This is a genomic window from Streptomyces sp. NPDC047886, assembly GCF_043204435.1.
Classification (GTDB): Bacteria; Actinomycetota; Actinomycetes; order Streptomycetales; family Streptomycetaceae; genus Streptomyces.
Window position 1 is genome coordinate 157,912 of the sequence record NZ_JBIDCF010000009.1, and the last position, 16,850, is coordinate 174,761.

Sequence of the window (16,850 nt, forward strand, 5' to 3'; positions counted from 1 at the left end):
TCGTCCTTTGGCACCTTTGCGTCCTCGGTCGTCGAGCGGGGGCCCCAGCCAGCCCATTCGGAAGTACGGGAAGAGATGTCGGCACCCAATAAGTCGTACGACCCAGTCGAGGTCGAGGCACTGAAACCGGAAGAGATCGAGCGCATGCGGGACGAGGCGCTCGCCGCCTTCGCGGCCGCGGGCGACCTCGACGAGCTCGCCCACGCCAAGGTCGCGCACACCGGTGGTACCTCGCCTCTCGCCCTCGCCAACCGCGAGATCGGCGCCCTTCCGCCGCAGGCCAAGGCCGAGGCCGGCAAGCGCGTGGGCCAGGCCCGCGGCGCCGTGTCCAAGGCACTGGCCGCCCGCCAGACCGAGCTGGAGGCCGAGCGCGACGCCCGTGTGCTGGTCGAGGAGGCGGTGGACGTCACACTGCCCTACGACCGCACCCCGGCCGGCGCCCGCCACCCGCTGACCACCCTCATGGAGCGCGTCGCCGACGTGTTCGTCTCCATGGGGTACGAGGTCGCCGAGGGCCCGGAGGTGGAGGCGGAGTGGTTCAACTTCGACGCCCTCAACTTCGTGCCCGACCACCCGGCCCGCCAGATGCAGGACACCTTCTTCGTCCAGGGGCCGGAAGGCACCAAGGGCGACGAGTCCGGCATCGTGCTGCGCACCCACACCTCCCCGGTGCAGGCCCGCACGCTGATCGACCGCGAGCCGCCCGTCTACGTCGTGTGCCCCGGCCGCGTGTACCGCACCGACGAGCTCGACGCCACGCACACCCCGGTCTTCCACCAGATCGAGCTGCTCGCCGTCGACGAGGGCCTGACCATGGCCGACCTCAAGGGCACCCTGGACCACATGGTCCAGGCGCTCTTCGGCCCGGACATGAAGACCCGGCTCCGCCCGAACTTCTTCCCGTTCACCGAGCCGTCCGCCGAGATGGACATGCTCTGCTACGTCTGCCGCGGCGAGTCCGTCGGCAACGCCGACCGGCCCTGCCGCACCTGCGGCAGCGAGGGCTGGATCGAGCTGGGCGGCTGCGGCATGGTCAACCCGAAGGTGCTGATCGCCTGCGGCGTCGACCCCGAGAAGTACAGCGGGTTCGCCTTCGGGTTCGGCATCGAGCGGATGCTGATGTTCCGCCACAACGTCGAGGACATGCGAGACATGGTCGAGGGTGACGTCCGGTTCACCCGGCCGTTCGGGATGGAGATCTGATGCGGGTCCCGCTTTCATGGCTGCGGGAGTACGTCGACCTGCCGGTGACGGAGACCGGCCGTGACGTACAGGCCAAACTGGTGTCGGCGGGCCTGGAGGTCGAGACCGTCGAGCAGCTCGGCGCCGGTCTCACCGGCCCGCTCGTGGTGGGCAGGGTGCTCACCATCGAGGAGCTGACCGAGTTCAAGAAGCCGATCCGCTTCTGCACCGTCGACGTCGGCCAGGCCAATGGGACAGGTCAGCCCCAGGAGATCATCTGCGGCGCCCGGAACTTCGCCGAGGGCGACAAGGTCGTCGTGGCCCTGCCCGGCGCCGTCCTCCCCGGCGACTTCCGGATCGCCGAGCGCAAGACGTACGGCAAGGTCTCCCGCGGCATGATCTGCTCCGGCGACGAGCTCGGACTGGGTGACGACGGTACGCACGGCATCATCGTGCTGCCGCCCGAGCACGAGGTCGGCACCGACGCCACCGAGCTGCTGGAGCTGTTCGACGAGGTCCTCGACATCGCCGTCACGCCCGACCGGGGCTACTGCCTGTCGATGCGCGGCGTCGCCCGCGAGGTGGCCACCGCCTACGGCCTGCCGCTGCGCGACCCGGCGCTCCTCGACGTGCCCGCGCCGAACTCGTACGGCTACCCGGTCCAGGTCTCCGACCCGATCGGCTGCTCGCGGTTCACCGCGCGCACGGTCGTCGGCCTCGACCCCGAGGCGCGCTCCCCGATCTGGCTCCAGCGCCGCCTCCAGAAGGCGGGCATGCGCCCGATCTCGCTCGCCGTCGACGTCACGAACTACGTGATGCTGGAGCTGGGCCAGCCGCTGCACGCCTACGACCGCAGCCGCCTCGACGGCCCCATCGGGGTCCGCCGCGCCGAGCCCGGTGAGAAGATCACCACCCTCGACGGCACCGTACGCGCCCTCGACCCGGCCGACCTGGTCATCACCGACAACCGCGGCCCCATCGGCATCGCGGGTGTCATGGGCGGCGCCAACACCGAGATCGCCGACGCCACCGGCGACCCGGAGACCGGCGAGGTACGGGGCACCACCGAGGTCGTCATCGAGGCCGCGCACTTCGACGCGATCTCCATCGCCCGTTCCGCCCGCCGCCACAGGCTGTCGTCGGAGGCGTCCAAGCGGTTCGAGCGCGGCGTCGACCCGCAGGCCGCGGCCGCCGCCGCCCAGCGCACCGTCGACCTGCTGGTCCTCCTCGCCGGTGGCACCGCCGAGGCCGGTGTCACCGAGATCATCGCGCCGAGCGCCCCGCGCACCATCGCGATGCACGCCGACCACCCCGACCGCGTCGCCGGCATGGACTACGGCCGCGAGACCGTCGTCCGCCGCCTCCAGGAGGTCGGCTGCGACGTCTACGGGCAGGACGAGCTGGTCGTCACCGTCCCGTCGTGGCGCCCCGACCTGAGCGAGCCCAACGACCTCGCCGAAGAGGTCATCCGGCTGGAGGGCTACGAGAACCTGCCCTCCACGCTGCCCAAGCCGCCGGCCGGCCGTGGTCTCACCGAGCGCCAGCGCACCCACCGCCGTGTGGGCCGCGCCCTGGCCGGAGCCGGCTACGTCGAGGCGCTGAACTACCCGTTCATCGGCGAGCAGGTCCTCGACCAGCTGGACATCCCGGCTGACGACGACTGCCGCAAGCTGGTCAGGCTCGTCAACCCGCTCTCCGACGAGGAGCCCGCGCTGCGCACCGCGCTGCTGCCCGGGCTGCTCGGCGCGCTGCGCCGCAACGACGGCCGTGGCAGCCACGACCTGGCCCTCTTCGAGACCGGCCTCGTCTTCCGCCTCCCGGCCGAGCCGGGCGTCGCGGTGCGGCTGCCCGTCGACCGACGGCCGACCGACGCCGAGATCGCGGGCGTCAACGCCGCCCTGCCCGAGCAGCCGCGGCACGCCGCCGTGGTCCTCGCCGGGGCGCGCGAGCAGGCCGGCTGGTGGGGCAAGGGCCGTCCGTCCGACTGGGCCGACGCGGTCGAGGCGGCCAGGACGGTCGCCCGGGAGACCGGCGCCGAACTGATCGTGCGCCAGGGCCGGTACGGGCCGTGGCACCCCGGTCGCTGCGCCGAGCTGGCCGTGGTCGTGAACGGCGAGGAGCGGACCGTCGGGTTCGCCGGTGAGCTGCACCCGCGCGTCGTCAAGGCGCTCGGCCTGCCCGCCCGTACGTGCGCGATGGAGCTGAACCTCGACCTGGTCGAGGAGGCATCCGCCGGACCGCTGCGGGCGCCGCGGATCTCCGCGTTCCCCGTCGCCACCCAGGACGTGGCGCTCGTCGTCGCGCGGGACGTGCCGGCCGCCGAGGTCGAGCGGGTGCTGCGCGAGGGCGCCGGTGAACTGCTGGAGTCGATCCGGCTGTTCGACGTGTTCACCGGTGAGCAGATCGGCGAGGGCAAGAAGTCCCTGGCGTACGCGCTGCGGTTCCGTGCCGGGGACCGCACGCTGACCGTCGAGGAGGCCACGGCCGCCCGTGACGCCGCCGTGGCGCTCGCCGCCGAGCGGACCGGCGCGGTCCTGCGCGGAGCCTGACCCACGCGTCGAGCCCGACCCGCGCGTCGGGGCTGAGGGGCGTGTCCGGATCACCGGGCACGCCCCTCATGCGTCCTTTTTTCAGATCATGGAGCGTTCGCACGGTTGCTCACTCATTCGGGTGAGAAGTCTGGTGGACGTTCCCGGAGGGCGTGGACGATCGACAGAATCGTCCCGACCGCGGGAAGGGGCCTGGAGAAGGGGCGGTCCGCATGATCCGTACGAGGTCTTGGGGTCCCTGGGCGCGCCGGTTCGCGCCGCTCGCGCTGCCGGGCCTGTGGGGCGCCGTCGCCGTCACCTGGAAGCTGACCTGCCCACTGGCACAGCAGGAGGGGATGGTCACCCGGATCGCCACGAGCGTCGTGTTCTTCACGGTCGGTACCGGCCTGGTCATCGGTATACGGCACGGTCTGGTGCGTGAGCTGAAGCGGGTCAAGGCCATCGCGCAGGCGGCCCAGCAGGTGTTGCTGCGTCCTCTGCCGCCGCGTATCGACGGGCTGTCCATCGCCGCGACCCAGCTCTCCGCGTCGCGCGGCGCGGCCGTCGGCGGTGATCTGTACGAGGCGGTGCTCACCCCGCACGGGGTGCGGATCATCATCGGGGACGTCCGGGGGCATGGGCTCGGCGCGCTGAGCGCGGCGGCCGCGGTGCTGGGCAGCTTTCGGGAGGCCGCGCACGACGAACCGGGGCTCGGCGGTGTGCTGCGGCGGCTGGACCGGGCGCTGGGGCGGCACCTGCGGGAGCGGGCGCGTGACGAGCACCCCGCCTCGCTTCGCTGCGACCCGGACAGCCCGTCGGCGGAGGAGTTCGTCACGGTGCTGCTCCTGGACATCCGCCACAACGGCGACATCCTGGTCCTCAACTGCGGCCATCCGTGGCCCTACCGGCTCGGCCACGGCGCCGAACCGCTGGCCGCCGGCGACCCGATGCCGCCGCTCGGCGCGTTCCCGCTGCCCGACACGCTGCCCGTGCGGCGGTGCCCGAGGCTGCTGGCCGGTGAGGCGCTGTTCCTGCACACCGACGGGGCGCTGGACGCGCGCGACGCCGTCGGGAGGTTCTTCCGGCTGGAGGACGTGCTCGTACGGCTGGCGCTGGCCGGGCCCGTGGTGCCCGCCCAGGCGATCGAGCACGTCCACGCGGCGCTGCTGCGGCACACCGGGGGACGCCTCACCGACGACGTGGCGCTGCTCGTCGTACGCAACGACCGTGCGTACGGCGGCTGTTCCCGGGTACCGGCGCAGCCCGCAGAACCCGGGCTGCGCCGTACCCGGCCTGCACCCTCCAATCGATAGCGGCCGGACATGGACGGTGCGGCCGGCGCCACCCTCCCCGCCGCGGAGTGTCGGGCAGATCAGCGGGGAGGGCGACGCGGTTCGGGCCGCCGCACTGTACGAGGGGGAGCCGGCGGCCCGGCCGCCTCTGTGAGAGGGAGCCAAGTCAACCCGCGCCCGGCGCATGACGGCAGAGCACGTGGGGCACGGATACGGGCATTCCGTTCACACCCCGTGCGAACACGGCTCCACTACCCTGGGCGCACCGAGGCACCGGAGGGCACCCATGCAGCCCAACACCCTGCTCGACGCCCTGCTCGACGAGGCGGGGATGTCGCACGCGGGCCTGGCCGCGCACGTCAACCAGGCCGGCCGGGCCAGGGGCCTGGCCCTGCGGTACGAGCACACCGCCGTGGCCCGCTGGCTGAAGGGGCAGCGGCCGCGCGGCCAGGTGCCCGACCTGATCTGTGAGGTGCTGGGGGCCCGGCTGCGCCGTCCGATCACGCTGGACGACATCGGGCTCGGTGTCCGGGGGGACGTGGCCGCCCCGCACGGCTCGCCGCTCTCCGGTTTCGTGGAGCGGGCCACCGCCCTGTGGCGCTCCGACGAACAGCAGCGCCCGCACATACTGGGCGCCCCCGCCGTCACCGGCACACCCGCGGTGATGCCGGTCTGGGAGTGGGAGAACCCGCCCGAGGACGCGGACGTCTCACGTGACGGGCAGACCCGCGTCAGCATGTCCGACATCCAGATGCTGCGCGCGGCCCGCGCCCACTACGAGCTCATGTACCGCAAGGCGGGCGGCATCGCGACACGTGCCAGGATCGTCGGCTTCCTCAACGCCGAGACCGCCCCGCTGCTGCGCGGCGGCTACAACGACACCCTGGGCCGCCAGTTGCACCGGGCGACCGGTGGGCTGGTCGCGGTGGCCGGGATCTGCGCCTACGACTCGGACGCGCACGGTCTGGCGCAGCGCTACTTCCACCAGGCGCTGCGGCTGGCGAAGGCGAGCGGGGACCGGGGCCTGGGCGCGTACGTCATCGCCCTGCTGGTCAACCAGTCGCTGTTCATGGGGGAGTACCGGCAGGCGGTGGCGTTCGCGGAGGCGGCGCTGCGGGCCGCCGGCCGGCAGATCACCCCGGCGCTCGCCGCCGATCTGCACGCCATGCAGGCGAAGGCGTACGCGCATCTCGGCGACGCCGCCGCCGCGCTGCGGTGCATCGGCCGCGCCGAGGCGGAGGCGGAGCGGATCAGGCCGGGGCACGAGCCGGACGAGACGGGCTATGTCCAGCCGGGGCTGGTCAACATCCAGGTCGCGGAGGCGCTGCTCAGCCTGGGCGATCTGGCGGGCGCGCGGGAGCACGCCGCGGCGGCGGTGCGTACTCCGGCGCACGACCGGGGCCGTGTGCACCGGCTGGCCATGCTCAGCCAGATAGAGCTCCGCCAGGGTGAACCGGACCGGGCCGCGCACACGGCGGTGGAGATGGCCGAGCGGGCACGGGGCATGGAGTCGCAACGGCTCAGGGACCGGCTGCGGGAGGTACGGGAGCGTCTGGTGGCGAGCGGGTGCAGTAACGCGGAAGACGCGGCCGAGTTGATCGACGGGGCGCTCCGCGTTCCGCTGTGAGCATGTGGCTGATGCGATATTGCCACCTACGTGTCGGAAGGTGGCAGAACAGTGCAGTGGACGAACCTAAGCGAAAGAACCGTCTATGAGAACCGCTGGTTCAAGGTCAATCTCGCGGATGTCGCACTCCCCGGCGGACAGCACCTGGACCACTTCCTCATCAGGCTCCGCCCGGTGGCCGTCGCCACCGCCGTCAACGAGGCCAACGAGGTACTGATGATCTGGCGCCACCGATTCATCACCGACAGCTGGGGCTGGGAACTGGCGGCCGGTGTGGTGGAGGACAGCGAGGACATCGAGGCCGCGGCCGCCCGCGAGATGGAGGAGGAGACCGGCTGGCGCCCCGGACCCCTCCAGCATCTGCTCACCGTCGAGCCGTCCAACGGCCTGACGGACGCCCGCCACCACCTCTACTGGTCGCAGGAGGCCACCTACGTCGGCCACCCGGTGGACGACTTCGAGTCGTCCCGCCGCGAGTGGATACCGCTCAAACTGGTTCCCGACATGATCGCCAGGGGCGAGGTCCCGGCCGCCGGCATGGCGGCCGGGCTGCTGATGCTGCACCACCTGCGCCTGGGCTGACCGCCGGGCCGCCCGGGCGCAGCCGCGCCGACCGCCCGGGCACGGGGCCGGGCCGCGGCGGAGCACCGGCGAGGGTCCCCCCCGGGGCTCGGCGGGGTCGCGTCCCGTGGGGCGGCCGGGCGCCGCTACTCCTCGCCGTCCTCCGCGTGCCGCCGCGTCCGGACCAGACCGTCCGCCCGGCCGAGACCCGACGCGTGGGGCAGCAACTGGGCGGTGAGCAGCGTGGACAGCGCCGACGTGTCGCCGCCACCGGGCCCGTCGGTGCGGACCACCACCGGCTGCGGCGCGTTCGTCGCCAGCTCGGCGCCCACCTCCAGCCGGCGCAGCGCCAGCTCGTACTGGAGCACCGCCCGGTTGTCCCGGTACGCCTTGGCCAGGGCGCGCTGCGCACGCGCCTCGTTCTCGGCGGAGATCAGCCCGCTGCGCCCACGCGTCTCGATCTCGAACCGGACGCGCTGCGCGTTGGTCTCCTGCTCCTCCAGCAGCTGGGCCACCGCCTCGCGGGCCCGGTTCAGCGCGGCCTTCACCTCCACGATCCGGGCGTCACGCACCTTCTTCGCCCGCTCGATGTCCATCTGGAGGCTGTCGATCCGGCGCTTGCGGGTCAGACCCCACTCCTGCTCGTACGCCGTCCGCTCCTTGGCCACCCGCTCACGGGTCGCCAGGTGCTGCTGGTACTGGGTGGGCAGCTGCACGTCGGGGATGTTGCAGCCCGTGATGCGTACGCCGTAGCGGGACAGCTGACGGTTCAGCAGCTCCTGCATGTCCGCGACGTCCGAGCCGCGCAGGTCGTACGCCCGCTCGGTGCGCATCTTGCGGGCCCGCTGCCGGATCGCGTCCTGGACCGCGCTCGACAGCACCAGGTCGAAGTTGCCCGCGCCGATGGTCCGGACGAACAGCAGCGCGTCCGTGATCCGGAACTTCAGGAAGAACTCGATCGACCGCAGCGGCACGTTCTCCCGCGTCGGACAGGCCATCACCGGGGCCGAGTAGGGGATCTCCGTCGCCGTGTCCACGACGAACTCGACGCGCGCCCACGGGTGCCACAGATAGTGCCGGCCCGCCTCCAGCGTGCGGGTGTAGGCGCCGTAGCGCGTCAGGATGCCGTGCGTGCCCTGCTCGATCTCCACGATCGAGGAGCGCCACCACCACAGCCCGCCCACCACGAGCAGCAGACCGCCGCCCACGTAGGCCAGCGCGGCCAGGGCGCCGTAGGCGAGCTCGGCGACCCCCTCCGAACCGGACCGCAGCGTCAGCATCACCCCCGTCAGCAGCAGGAAGACGCCCACCCACAGGGGCAGCATCCACCACAGCCGGCGCCGCGAGCGCGGAATGATGACGGGGATCAGCGTGCCCGCCTCGCCGCCGCGCAGCAGCCGGGCGATGTCGCTCCAGGGGGCCACCCGCTCCGAGATGACCGACCGGTTGTTCGTACGTGCGGTGCTCACCGGCCCGCCTCCTCGTCGCTCAGCTCGACCTGCGCCGCGCCCGCCGCACCCGCCGCGTCCGCGCCGTCCGCGTCGCCGTCCGGGCCGGCACCGTCACCGACCGCCGGAACGGTCGGACGCTCCTCCTCCAGCAGTGCGCGGATCTCCGGACCGCGCGCGGAGATCCGCTCCGACACCTCCGCCAGCCGCGCCCGCATCGCCGTCATGTCCTCCGGCGTGAACAGCTCGGCACCGCGCTCGCCGATCAACTCCCGGGCCAGGAGCAGGAAGTCCACCCCCGCGGCCTCCGTGGGATCGCCGGAGCCACCGATCCGCACGAGCTGCGGCAGATGATCGGCGACCTGCTCCAGCGTGTCCAGGACCTGCTGCTGGTAGCGGTACTCCAGGATCTCCGGGGCCTCGGCCGCCGTCATCGCGCGGATGTCCAGCGCCTGCGCCTCCAGCAGCGCCGCGTTCGCCTTCGCCTCCGACTCCGCCTGCACATAGCGCTGACGGGCCATGGCCTGCGCCCGGTTGGTCTCCCGCTCCACGGCGGTGTCCATCTGCGCCTGGTGCGTGGCGATGTCGGCCTGGATCGCGGACAGCGTCTCCTGCCGCGTCGCCAGCTCCTTGGTCAGGTCGCCCTCGTCCTGCTCCTTGCGCAGCTGGAGCGCGTACTCGTGCGTGTACGCCTCCTTGGCGACCCGCACCATCTCCGGCGCCGCCAGGTCCATGCGGTAGCCGCGGTCCGATGGCTCGGCGTGCGTGATGTTCGCGTTCGTCAGCTCCACGGCGGGCTGGAACTGCTGGTTGAGCTGCTCCAGCAGCCGGCCGGTGTCCTCACCGACCATGTCGTAGATGCCGGACGCCTCCTGCTCGTAGATCAGGCTGCGGATCGTCTCGCTCACGGCGTTGCCGAGCTTCTCCTCGAAGCCGCGCACCGCGCCCAGCGTGTACACGAACTCGGTCGGGTCGTTGATCCGGAACTGGATGAACAGGTCGATGGACGCCTTCACACCGCCCTTGGTGGGCGCCTCGCGCACCGGCGCGTTGAACGGGTACTCACGGGTGGTGTTGAGGATGTACGACACCCTCTTCCACGGGCTCAGCAGGATCACCCGGCCCGGACCCACGACCTTCTCCAGCTTGCCGAAGCGGGTGATCAGCGCCTGGCAGCCGTCCGGGACCATCACCATGCCCTGCCGCGCCCAGACGAAGCACACGGCGAGGATCGCGATGACCCAGTAGTGCGCCCCGAACAGCGGATGCGTCAGCAGCCCGCCGTCCCCGGTCGCCGCCACGACGACCGATCCGACCACGCCGATCACCAGCAGCAGGCCCACCGGCAGCATGCTCCAGAAGGAACGGCCGCGCGGCATCACCATGGGGCAGATGGCATGCACCTGCGCGCCGCCTTCGCGCTGCTGCTCGCTGCGGTTCAGCGCCTCGCCGGCCTCGTCCAGCGGGACGGTCTTCTGCGTCATGACGGTGGCGATGCTGCCACCCTGCTCGCGGGCGGCGGGGAAGTCCGCCGGGTCCATGCCCTCGTCCTGCGGCTCGCGCCGCTCGCTCCGGGACTCCCCGGCGGCGGCCGGTCCACCGCCCGGCTGCTGGCCGCCGCCGACGCGGAGCCGCAGTTCCTGCTCGGCGACCGCCCGTGGATCGGCTCCTTCCGCCAGTGATCGCGCGATTCTGCGTACGTTCTGGGTCCGCGACACCGTGCCCCCTCTGCCTTGCTCGTGTTCTCGTGCGGGTGCGCGGATCGCGTCACCACGGCCGAAACGAGGTTCTCATGCGAACGCGGCGGAATCATTGCCGTGTTCCGGCAAATTTCCGCCGCGTCAGGGGGCGTACTCGGGAGTACGGGTGGAGATCAGGAGTAGGGGTAGAAGCCGGAGCCCGTCTTACGGCCGAGGCGTCCCGCGTCCACCATGCGCTGGAGCAGCGGGGGAGCGGCGTACAGCGGCTCCTTGTACTCGGCGTACATCGAGTCGGCGACCGAGGCGACGGTGTCCAGGCCGATCAGGTCCGACAGCTTCAGCGGGCCCATCGGGTGGGCGCAGCCCATCTCCATGCCGTTGTCGATGTCCTCACGGCTGGCGATACCCGACTCGAACATCCGGATCGCCGAGAGCAGGTACGGGATCAGCAGCGCGTTCACCACGAAACCGGACCGGTCCTGGGCGCGGATGGCGTGCTTGCCGAGCACCTTCTCGACCACGGCCTGGGCGCGGCTGATCGTGCCCTCGGACGTGGTCAGCGCCGGGATCAGCTCGACCAGCTGCTGCACCGGGGCGGGGTTGAAGAAGTGGATGCCGATGACCTGGTCGGGGCGGGACGTCGCCACGGCCAGCTTGACCAGCGGGATGGAAGAGGTGTTGGAGGCGAGAATGGCGTCCGGCCGGGTCACCACCTGGTCGAGGATCTGGAAGATCTCGGTCTTCACCTGCTCGTTCTCGACGACCGCCTCGATGACGAGATCGCGGTCGGCGAACTCGCCCAGGTCGGTGGTGAAGCTCAGCCGCGCCAGCGTCGCGTCCCGCTCCTCCTCGCTGATCTTGCCGCGTTCGGCGGCCTTCGACAGCGAGTTGGTCAGCCGGGTACGGCCGATCTCCAGCGCCTCACCCGTGGTCTCGGCCACCTTCACCTCGAGGCCACTGCGTGCGCAGACCTCCGCGATGCCCGCGCCCATCTGGCCGCAGCCCACCACTCCGACGCGCGCAATGTCGGCCATTGAGTCCGTCACCTCATGCCTTTCGCAGAACTTCCCGGTGGCGGCCTCCGTATGGTTCCGGCGCCCGCCTCGACCCCACGACGTTACTCCGTTCGCTCCGCTCGATGGCGCCCCGGGCCGGGCATGCTCTGCCCGAGGGACGGCGGAGCACGACTGGTGAGAGGTGACGTATGGGACGTATCGGGCGGAGAGGGCTGGTGGCGGGTGCGGTGGGGACGCTGGCGTCCCTGATGGCCCCCGGGCCGGCGGCGGCCGGGGCCGGGGCCGTGTCCCGGCGGTACACGCCGGAGGAGTTCCGTGGCATGTGGGTGGCGACCGTCGCCAACCGGGACTGGCCGTCGGCGTCCGGGCTGACGCCCGCCGAGCAGCGCGCCGAACTGCTGGCGCACCTGGACACGGCGGTACGGCGCCGGCTGAACGCGGTGATCCTCCAGGTCCGGCCGACCGCCGACGCCCTGTGGGCCTCGCCGTACGAGCCGTGGTCCCAGTGGCTCACCGGCGTACCCGGCGGCGACCCGGGCTGGGACCCCCTCGGCACCGCCGTGGCGGAGGCGCACCGGCGCGGCCTGGAGCTGCACGCCTGGTTCAACCCGTACCGCGTCGCCCTGCACACCGACCCGGCGAGGCTGGCCCCGAACCATCCGGTCCGCGACCATCCGGAGTGGGTCGTGGCGTACGGCGGACGGCTCTACTACGACCCGGGGCTTCCCGAGGTCCGGGCCTTCGTCCAGGAGGCGATGCTCGACGCCGTCCAGCGCTACGACGTCGACGCCGTGCACTTCGACGACTACTTCTACCCCTATCCCGTCGCCGGCCAGGTCTTCGCCGACGACGCGGCGTACGCGGAGTACGGCACGGGCTTCCCCGACCGGGCCGCCTGGCGCCGGGACAACGTCGACCGGCTGGTGCGGGAGATGTCCGTACGGATCAGGCGGCTCAATAAGGCGTCGGGCCGGCGCGTGCGGTTCGGGATCAGCCCGTTCGGGATCTGGCGCAACGCGACGACGGACCCGCTCGGCTCGGACACGCGCGGCCTGCAGGCCTACGACGATCTGCACGCCGACACCCGGCGGTGGGTCAAGGAGGGCTGGATCGACCACGTCGTACCGCAGCTGTACTGGCACATCGGCTTCGCCGCCGCCGACTACGCCCGGCTGCTGCCGTGGTGGTCCGACGCCGTACGGGACACGGGCGTGCAGCTGTACGTGGGGGAGGCGCTCTACAAGGCGGGCGACCCCGCCCAGCCGGCGGCCTGGCAGGACCCGGCGGAACTGTCCCGGCACCTCTCGCTCGCCCGCGACCACCACCCGGAGGTGCGGGGGCACGTGTTCTTCGCGGCCAAGGAGGTCATGACGGACCGTATCGGCGCGATGGCCAGGGTGGTGGCCGATCACTACCCGACGCCGGCCCGCCCGCCGGACGTCTGAGTGCCCACGCGTATCACTAGTGGGGGTGCGGGTTCTGGTGCTGGACGACGGTGTCGGGGCCCGGGGACATCAGGGCCTCATGGCCGTCGTCGTCGAAGCGGACGCGGTACGGCGGGTTGCCGTGGTCCCCGAGTACCTCGATGACCTCGGCCGTCCGGTCGTGCTGGCCGACGACCCGGCCGTGCACCAGCAGCTTGTCGCCCACGGTTGCTTCCATCGGGAGTGGCCTCCCCTCTCGCCGGTGTTCGTACTGGGAGTCTACGTCCGGGGGTGTGGTCCATGTCACCTGGAGGCGTCCGACCGGGTACGCCGGTGAGGGCACCCGCGCGGGCGGGTCCCCGCTCGGGTGGGGGCGGACCGGTCAGGCGTCGGAGCGTTGCGTGACCGCGATGCAGACCAGGACCGCCGCGGCCGCCACCGGCGCCGCCGGGTCGAGCGTCTCGCCGAGCAGGGACACGGACCAGACCAGCGTCAGCAGAGGCTGCGCCAGCTGGAGCTGACTCGCCCGGGCGATCCCGATCGCCGCCATGCCCCGGTACCAGACGTACAGTCCGAAGAACGTGGAACCGACCGCCACCCACACCAGCCCCGCCACCCCGGCCGCCGTCAGCCGGACCGGCTCGAAGGACAGGGCCACCGCCGAGCCCGCGACGGAGAGCGGCAGGCAGAACACGAGCGCCCAGCCGATCACGTGCCAGCCGGGCATCAGCCGGGCCAGGCGGCCGCCCTCGGTGTAGCCCGCCGCGCACACGAGCAGCGCACCGAAGAGGTAGAGATCGCCGCCCGAGACGAGCCCGCCGCCGCTCTGCCCCACGGTGAACGCCACGACCACCCCGGCCCCGGCGAGCGCCGCCAGCCAGAACCGGCGCGAAGGCCGCCGCCCGGTGCGCAGCGCCGCGAACACGGCGGTCGTCAACGGCAGCAGCCCCACGACCACGGCGGCGTGCGACGTGGTGGAGGTACGCAGCGCCAGGGTGGTGAGCAGCGGGAAGCCGATCACCACCCCGCCGCCCACCACCGCGAGTCCGGGCCAGTGCGCGCGCTCCGGCACCGGCACGCGCAGGGCCAGCAGGAAACCGCCCGCGACGATCGCCGCGAGGACGCTCCGCACGGCCACCAGCGACCAGGGGCCGAAGCTCTGCAGCCCGTAGGCGGTCGACGGGAACGTGAGCGAGAAGGCGACGACGCCCAGCACGGCGAGCGTCACGCCGCGGGCGCTCTGCCGCCGGGCGCTGACCGCTATCGAGGTCGGAAGAGTAGCGCTATTCTGTGCTGTCATGTATGAGCGTAGCAGCGTGGCTGAACTGGCGGACACGCTGAAGCGGGAGCTGAACCGCTACTCACCAGGTGAGAAGCTGCCATCGAGCCGCGCCCTGGTGGAGCGGTTCCGGGTGTCCCCGGTGACCGTCTCGCGGGCCCTGGCCCGGCTCGCCGCCGAGGGGCTGGTCGTCACCCGCCCCGGCGCGGGCGCCTACCGCGCCCGGCCGCGCACCGGCACGCCCCCGGCCGCGGACACCTCCTGGCAGGAGGTCACCCTCAGCGCCGACACCTCCGCCGAGCCCGTCCCCCGCTCCGTCGACGCGTCCGGCGTCCTCGTCACACTCGCCGCGCCCCCGCCGGGCGTCATCGAGTTCAACGGCGGCTATCCGCACACCTCCCTCCAGCCGGAGCGGGCCCTTGCCGCCGCCCTCGCCCGGGCCGGCCGGCGCCCCGGAGCCTGGGGCAGGCCGCCCACCGACGGGCTGCCCGAGCTCCGCGAGTGGTTCGCCCGCGAGATCGGCGGCCCCCTCACATCGGCCGACGTCCTGGTCACCTCCAGCGGCCAGTCCGCGATCACCATCGCCCTGCGGGCCCTCGCCCCGCCCGGCGCCCCCGTACTGGTCGAGTCCCCCACCTACCCCGGCATGCTGGCGGTCGCCCGGGCCGCGGGGCTGCGCCCCGTCCCGGTGCCGGTCGACCGCGACGGCGTACGCCCCGACCTGCTGGCCGCCGCGTTCCGCGCCACCGGCGCCCGCCTCCTGGTCTGCCAGCCGCTGTTCCAGAACCCGACGGGAGCGGTCCTGGCCCCGGACCGGCGCGGCGAGGTCGTCAGGATCGCCCGCGAGGCCGGCGCGTTCGTCGTGGAGGACGACTTCGCCCGGCGCCTCGTCCACGAGGACGCGGGCCCGCTGCCCGCGCCGCTCGCCGCCGACGACCCCGACGGCGTGGTCGTCCACCTCCGCTCGCTGACCAAGGCGACCTCTCCCAGCCTGCGCGTCGGCGCGCTGGCCGCGCGCGGCCCAGTGCTGGAACGGCTGCGCGCCATCCATGTCGTCGACAACCTGTTCGTGGCGCGGCCGCTCCAGGAAGCCGCCCTCGAACTGGTCGGATCGCCCGCGTGGGGCCGCCACCTCCGTTCCTTCGCCGCCGAGTTGAAGAACCGGCGGGACACCATGGCGGCCGAACTCGCCCGCCACCTGCCCGAACTGGCCCCGCCGTACATCCCGTCCGGCGGCTTCCACCTCTGGACGCGGCTGCCCGACACGGCCGACGAAGCCGCCCTGGTCGCCGCCGCCCTGCGCGCCGGTGTCGCGGTGGCGCCGGGCCGCCCGTACTTCTGCGCCGAACCCACCGCCGGGCATGTCCGGCTGAGCTTCGCCGCCGTCGCGGGGCCCGCCGAGATCGCCGAGGGCGTCCGGCGGCTGCGCGCGGCCTGCGACGAACTCGGGCTGTGACACCCGAGGGCTGTGACACTCGAGGGCTGTGACGCCCGAGGGCTGTGACGCCCGCTGGGGCCTGACGTCTGCCGAGCTGCGACGCCCGCCGGGACCAGACGTCCGCCGACGCCCGCCGACGGGCACCGACCCGACGCCCGTAGACGCCCGCCGACGCCCGTTGACACCTGCCGACGGGCGCCGGCCGGTGGGTCAGAAGGCGGGTGCCGTCCCCCGGAGGAACTCCGTACCGTCCAGCAGCGACGGCGTCAGCCGCACCCCGGTCAGCCGCTCGGCCAGCGCGAACGCCGCCTCCGTCGTGCGGCCTATGCCCGCCTCGTCCTCCTTCCGCAGATCGAAGCCCACCTCCCGCATCAACGCCAGCGACCCGTCCGGGTCCGCCCCGTCGCGCGCGTACGGGAACAGCGGCTCGAAGTGCAGCAGCAACTCGCCGTCCACGTACCGGCCGAAGTGGTCCACCGCGTTCACGTTCCGGAAGTGCGCCACCACCTCCGTGCCCCGCGACAGGGGCGCCGCCACCTCGTGCAGACTGCCCAGATAGCCGTTCGGCTCGACCATCAGGGCCCAGTTCCCGACCGCGCCGACACCTATGAAGTGACGCTCCCCGCCATGGGCGTCCCACGCCTCACGCGCCGCCCCCAGCAGCGCTTCCACGCCCGTCAGCGTCCCCTCGGGGCGCGCCCCGAGCCGCTCCAGCACCTCGACGGGCGCGAGTCCCCGCACGAGAGTGAGGCAGTACGCCTCCATGAGCTCCGGGCAGTGGGCGTCGAGCCAGCGGTAGTCGGCAGCAGTCGCGTTCATACCGTCGATCGTGACACCCGCCACTGACAATTCGCCTGACAACCGCCCGCCGCCCTGCGACCGTTCGACCATGAACGACATCACCACCCGGGAGGCCGTCGTCCTCGGCCGGTACGCGATCTCCACCGACCCCGCCCGCCTGGACCGGGCCCTTGTCCACGGCTGGCTGTCCACCGACGCGTACTGGGCGCTCGGCCGCACCCGCGAGGTCCAGGACAGGGCCATCGACGGGTCCCTCAACTTCGGCGCGTACGACACGGGCTCCGGTGAGCAGGCCGCCTACGCCCGGGTCGTCACCGACCGCACCACCTTCGCCTGGCTCTGCGACGTCTACGTCGCCCGCACCGCTCGCGGCAACGGCCTCGGTACCGCCCTCGTGGAAGCCGTGCGCGATCACCTCGCCCCGTACGGACTGCGGCGTGTCCTCCTCGCCACGCACGACGCGCACGGCGTGTACGAGAAGGTCGGCTTCCGGCCGCTGGACGTTCCGGAACACTGGATGAGCCTCGGCCTGTCGTGACCGGCTAGCCTGAGGG

General features: G+C 72.7%; 14 protein-coding genes. 8 read left to right on the top strand and 6 right to left on the bottom strand.

Features of this window, described 5'->3' with window-relative positions:
- The first annotated feature begins 75 nt into the window (after positions 1-75).
- From pheS to ACGF5U_RS26275, 5 genes are all read left to right on the top strand, one after another.
- Positions 76-1,203 carry a phenylalanine--tRNA ligase subunit alpha gene (pheS, locus tag ACGF5U_RS26255; protein WP_392715281.1) on the top strand — a complete coding sequence of 376 codons (1,128 nt, stop codon included), beginning with the start codon at positions 76-78 and terminating at the stop codon, positions 1,201-1,203.
- Positions 1,203-3,731, top strand: a complete 2,529-nt coding sequence (pheT, locus tag ACGF5U_RS26260) for a phenylalanine--tRNA ligase subunit beta (protein WP_392715280.1) — start codon at positions 1,203-1,205, stop codon at positions 3,729-3,731. Before pheS ends, pheT begins: the two co-directional genes overlap by 1 nt.
- A gap of 212 nt (positions 3,732-3,943) precedes the next feature.
- On the top strand, positions 3,944-5,023 hold the full coding sequence (locus tag ACGF5U_RS26265; RefSeq protein ID WP_392715279.1) for a PP2C family protein-serine/threonine phosphatase: 1,080 nt from the start codon (positions 3,944-3,946) through the stop codon (positions 5,021-5,023).
- 265 nt (positions 5,024-5,288) lie between these two features.
- Positions 5,289-6,629, top strand: a complete 1,341-nt coding sequence (locus ACGF5U_RS26270) for a transcriptional regulator (protein WP_392715278.1) — start codon at positions 5,289-5,291, stop codon at positions 6,627-6,629.
- Between the two features lie 51 nt (positions 6,630-6,680).
- The gene (locus tag ACGF5U_RS26275; RefSeq protein WP_392715277.1) at positions 6,681-7,211 is read left to right on the top strand and encodes an NUDIX domain-containing protein; all 531 of its coding nucleotides are present in this window, start codon (positions 6,681-6,683) and stop codon (positions 7,209-7,211) included.
- 125 nt (positions 7,212-7,336) lie between these two features.
- Here the strand turns inward: ACGF5U_RS26275 and ACGF5U_RS26280 are convergent, their stop codons facing one another.
- From ACGF5U_RS26280 to ACGF5U_RS26290, 3 genes are all read right to left on the bottom strand, one after another.
- The gene (locus ACGF5U_RS26280; protein ID WP_392715276.1) at positions 7,337-8,659 is read right to left on the bottom strand and encodes an SPFH domain-containing protein; all 1,323 of its coding nucleotides are present in this window, start codon (positions 8,657-8,659) and stop codon (positions 7,337-7,339) included.
- Positions 8,656-10,356 (bottom strand): SPFH domain-containing protein, encoded by a 1,701-nt coding sequence (locus tag ACGF5U_RS26285; protein WP_392715275.1) that lies wholly within the window; start codon positions 10,354-10,356, stop codon positions 8,656-8,658. The genes ACGF5U_RS26280 and ACGF5U_RS26285 overlap by 4 nt, the downstream gene beginning before the upstream one ends.
- Positions 10,357-10,511: 155 nt before the next feature.
- Complete coding sequence (locus ACGF5U_RS26290) at positions 10,512-11,372, bottom strand: 3-hydroxybutyryl-CoA dehydrogenase (RefSeq protein WP_392715274.1); 861 nt, start codon at positions 11,370-11,372, stop codon at positions 10,512-10,514.
- Positions 11,373-11,542: 170 nt separating this feature from the next.
- On the opposite strand from ACGF5U_RS26290, the gene ACGF5U_RS26295 reads away from it, so the two are divergent.
- A complete protein-coding gene (locus tag ACGF5U_RS26295; RefSeq protein ID WP_392715273.1) occupies positions 11,543-12,799 on the top strand; it encodes a glycoside hydrolase family 10 protein in 1,257 nt (418 codons plus the stop codon).
- A gap of 16 nt (positions 12,800-12,815) precedes the next feature.
- Here the strand turns inward: ACGF5U_RS26295 and ACGF5U_RS26300 are convergent, their stop codons facing one another.
- Together ACGF5U_RS26300 and ACGF5U_RS26305 are read right to left on the bottom strand one after the other, a co-directional pair.
- Positions 12,816-13,016 carry a DUF1918 domain-containing protein gene (locus ACGF5U_RS26300; protein ID WP_392715272.1) on the bottom strand — a complete coding sequence of 67 codons (201 nt, stop codon included), beginning with the start codon at positions 13,014-13,016 and terminating at the stop codon, positions 12,816-12,818.
- Between the two features lie 144 nt (positions 13,017-13,160).
- On the bottom strand, positions 13,161-14,078 hold the full coding sequence (locus ACGF5U_RS26305) for a DMT family transporter (protein WP_392715271.1): 918 nt from the start codon (positions 14,076-14,078) through the stop codon (positions 13,161-13,163).
- Here ACGF5U_RS26305 and ACGF5U_RS26310 point away from each other — a divergent pair.
- The gene (locus tag ACGF5U_RS26310) at positions 14,077-15,513 is read left to right on the top strand and encodes a PLP-dependent aminotransferase family protein (RefSeq protein ID WP_392715270.1); all 1,437 of its coding nucleotides are present in this window, start codon (positions 14,077-14,079) and stop codon (positions 15,511-15,513) included. The two genes, ACGF5U_RS26305 and ACGF5U_RS26310, sit on opposite strands and share 2 nt — an antisense overlap.
- A 192-nt stretch (positions 15,514-15,705) precedes the next feature.
- Here the strand turns inward: ACGF5U_RS26310 and ACGF5U_RS26315 are convergent, their stop codons facing one another.
- Positions 15,706-16,314, bottom strand: a complete 609-nt coding sequence (locus tag ACGF5U_RS26315; RefSeq protein WP_392715269.1) for a DUF6461 domain-containing protein — start codon at positions 16,312-16,314, stop codon at positions 15,706-15,708.
- A 70-nt stretch (positions 16,315-16,384) separates the two neighbouring features.
- On the opposite strand from ACGF5U_RS26315, the gene ACGF5U_RS26320 reads away from it, so the two are divergent.
- The gene (locus tag ACGF5U_RS26320; protein ID WP_392715268.1) at positions 16,385-16,834 is read left to right on the top strand and encodes a GNAT family N-acetyltransferase; all 450 of its coding nucleotides are present in this window, start codon (positions 16,385-16,387) and stop codon (positions 16,832-16,834) included.
- Positions 16,835-16,850 lie beyond the last annotated feature (16 nt).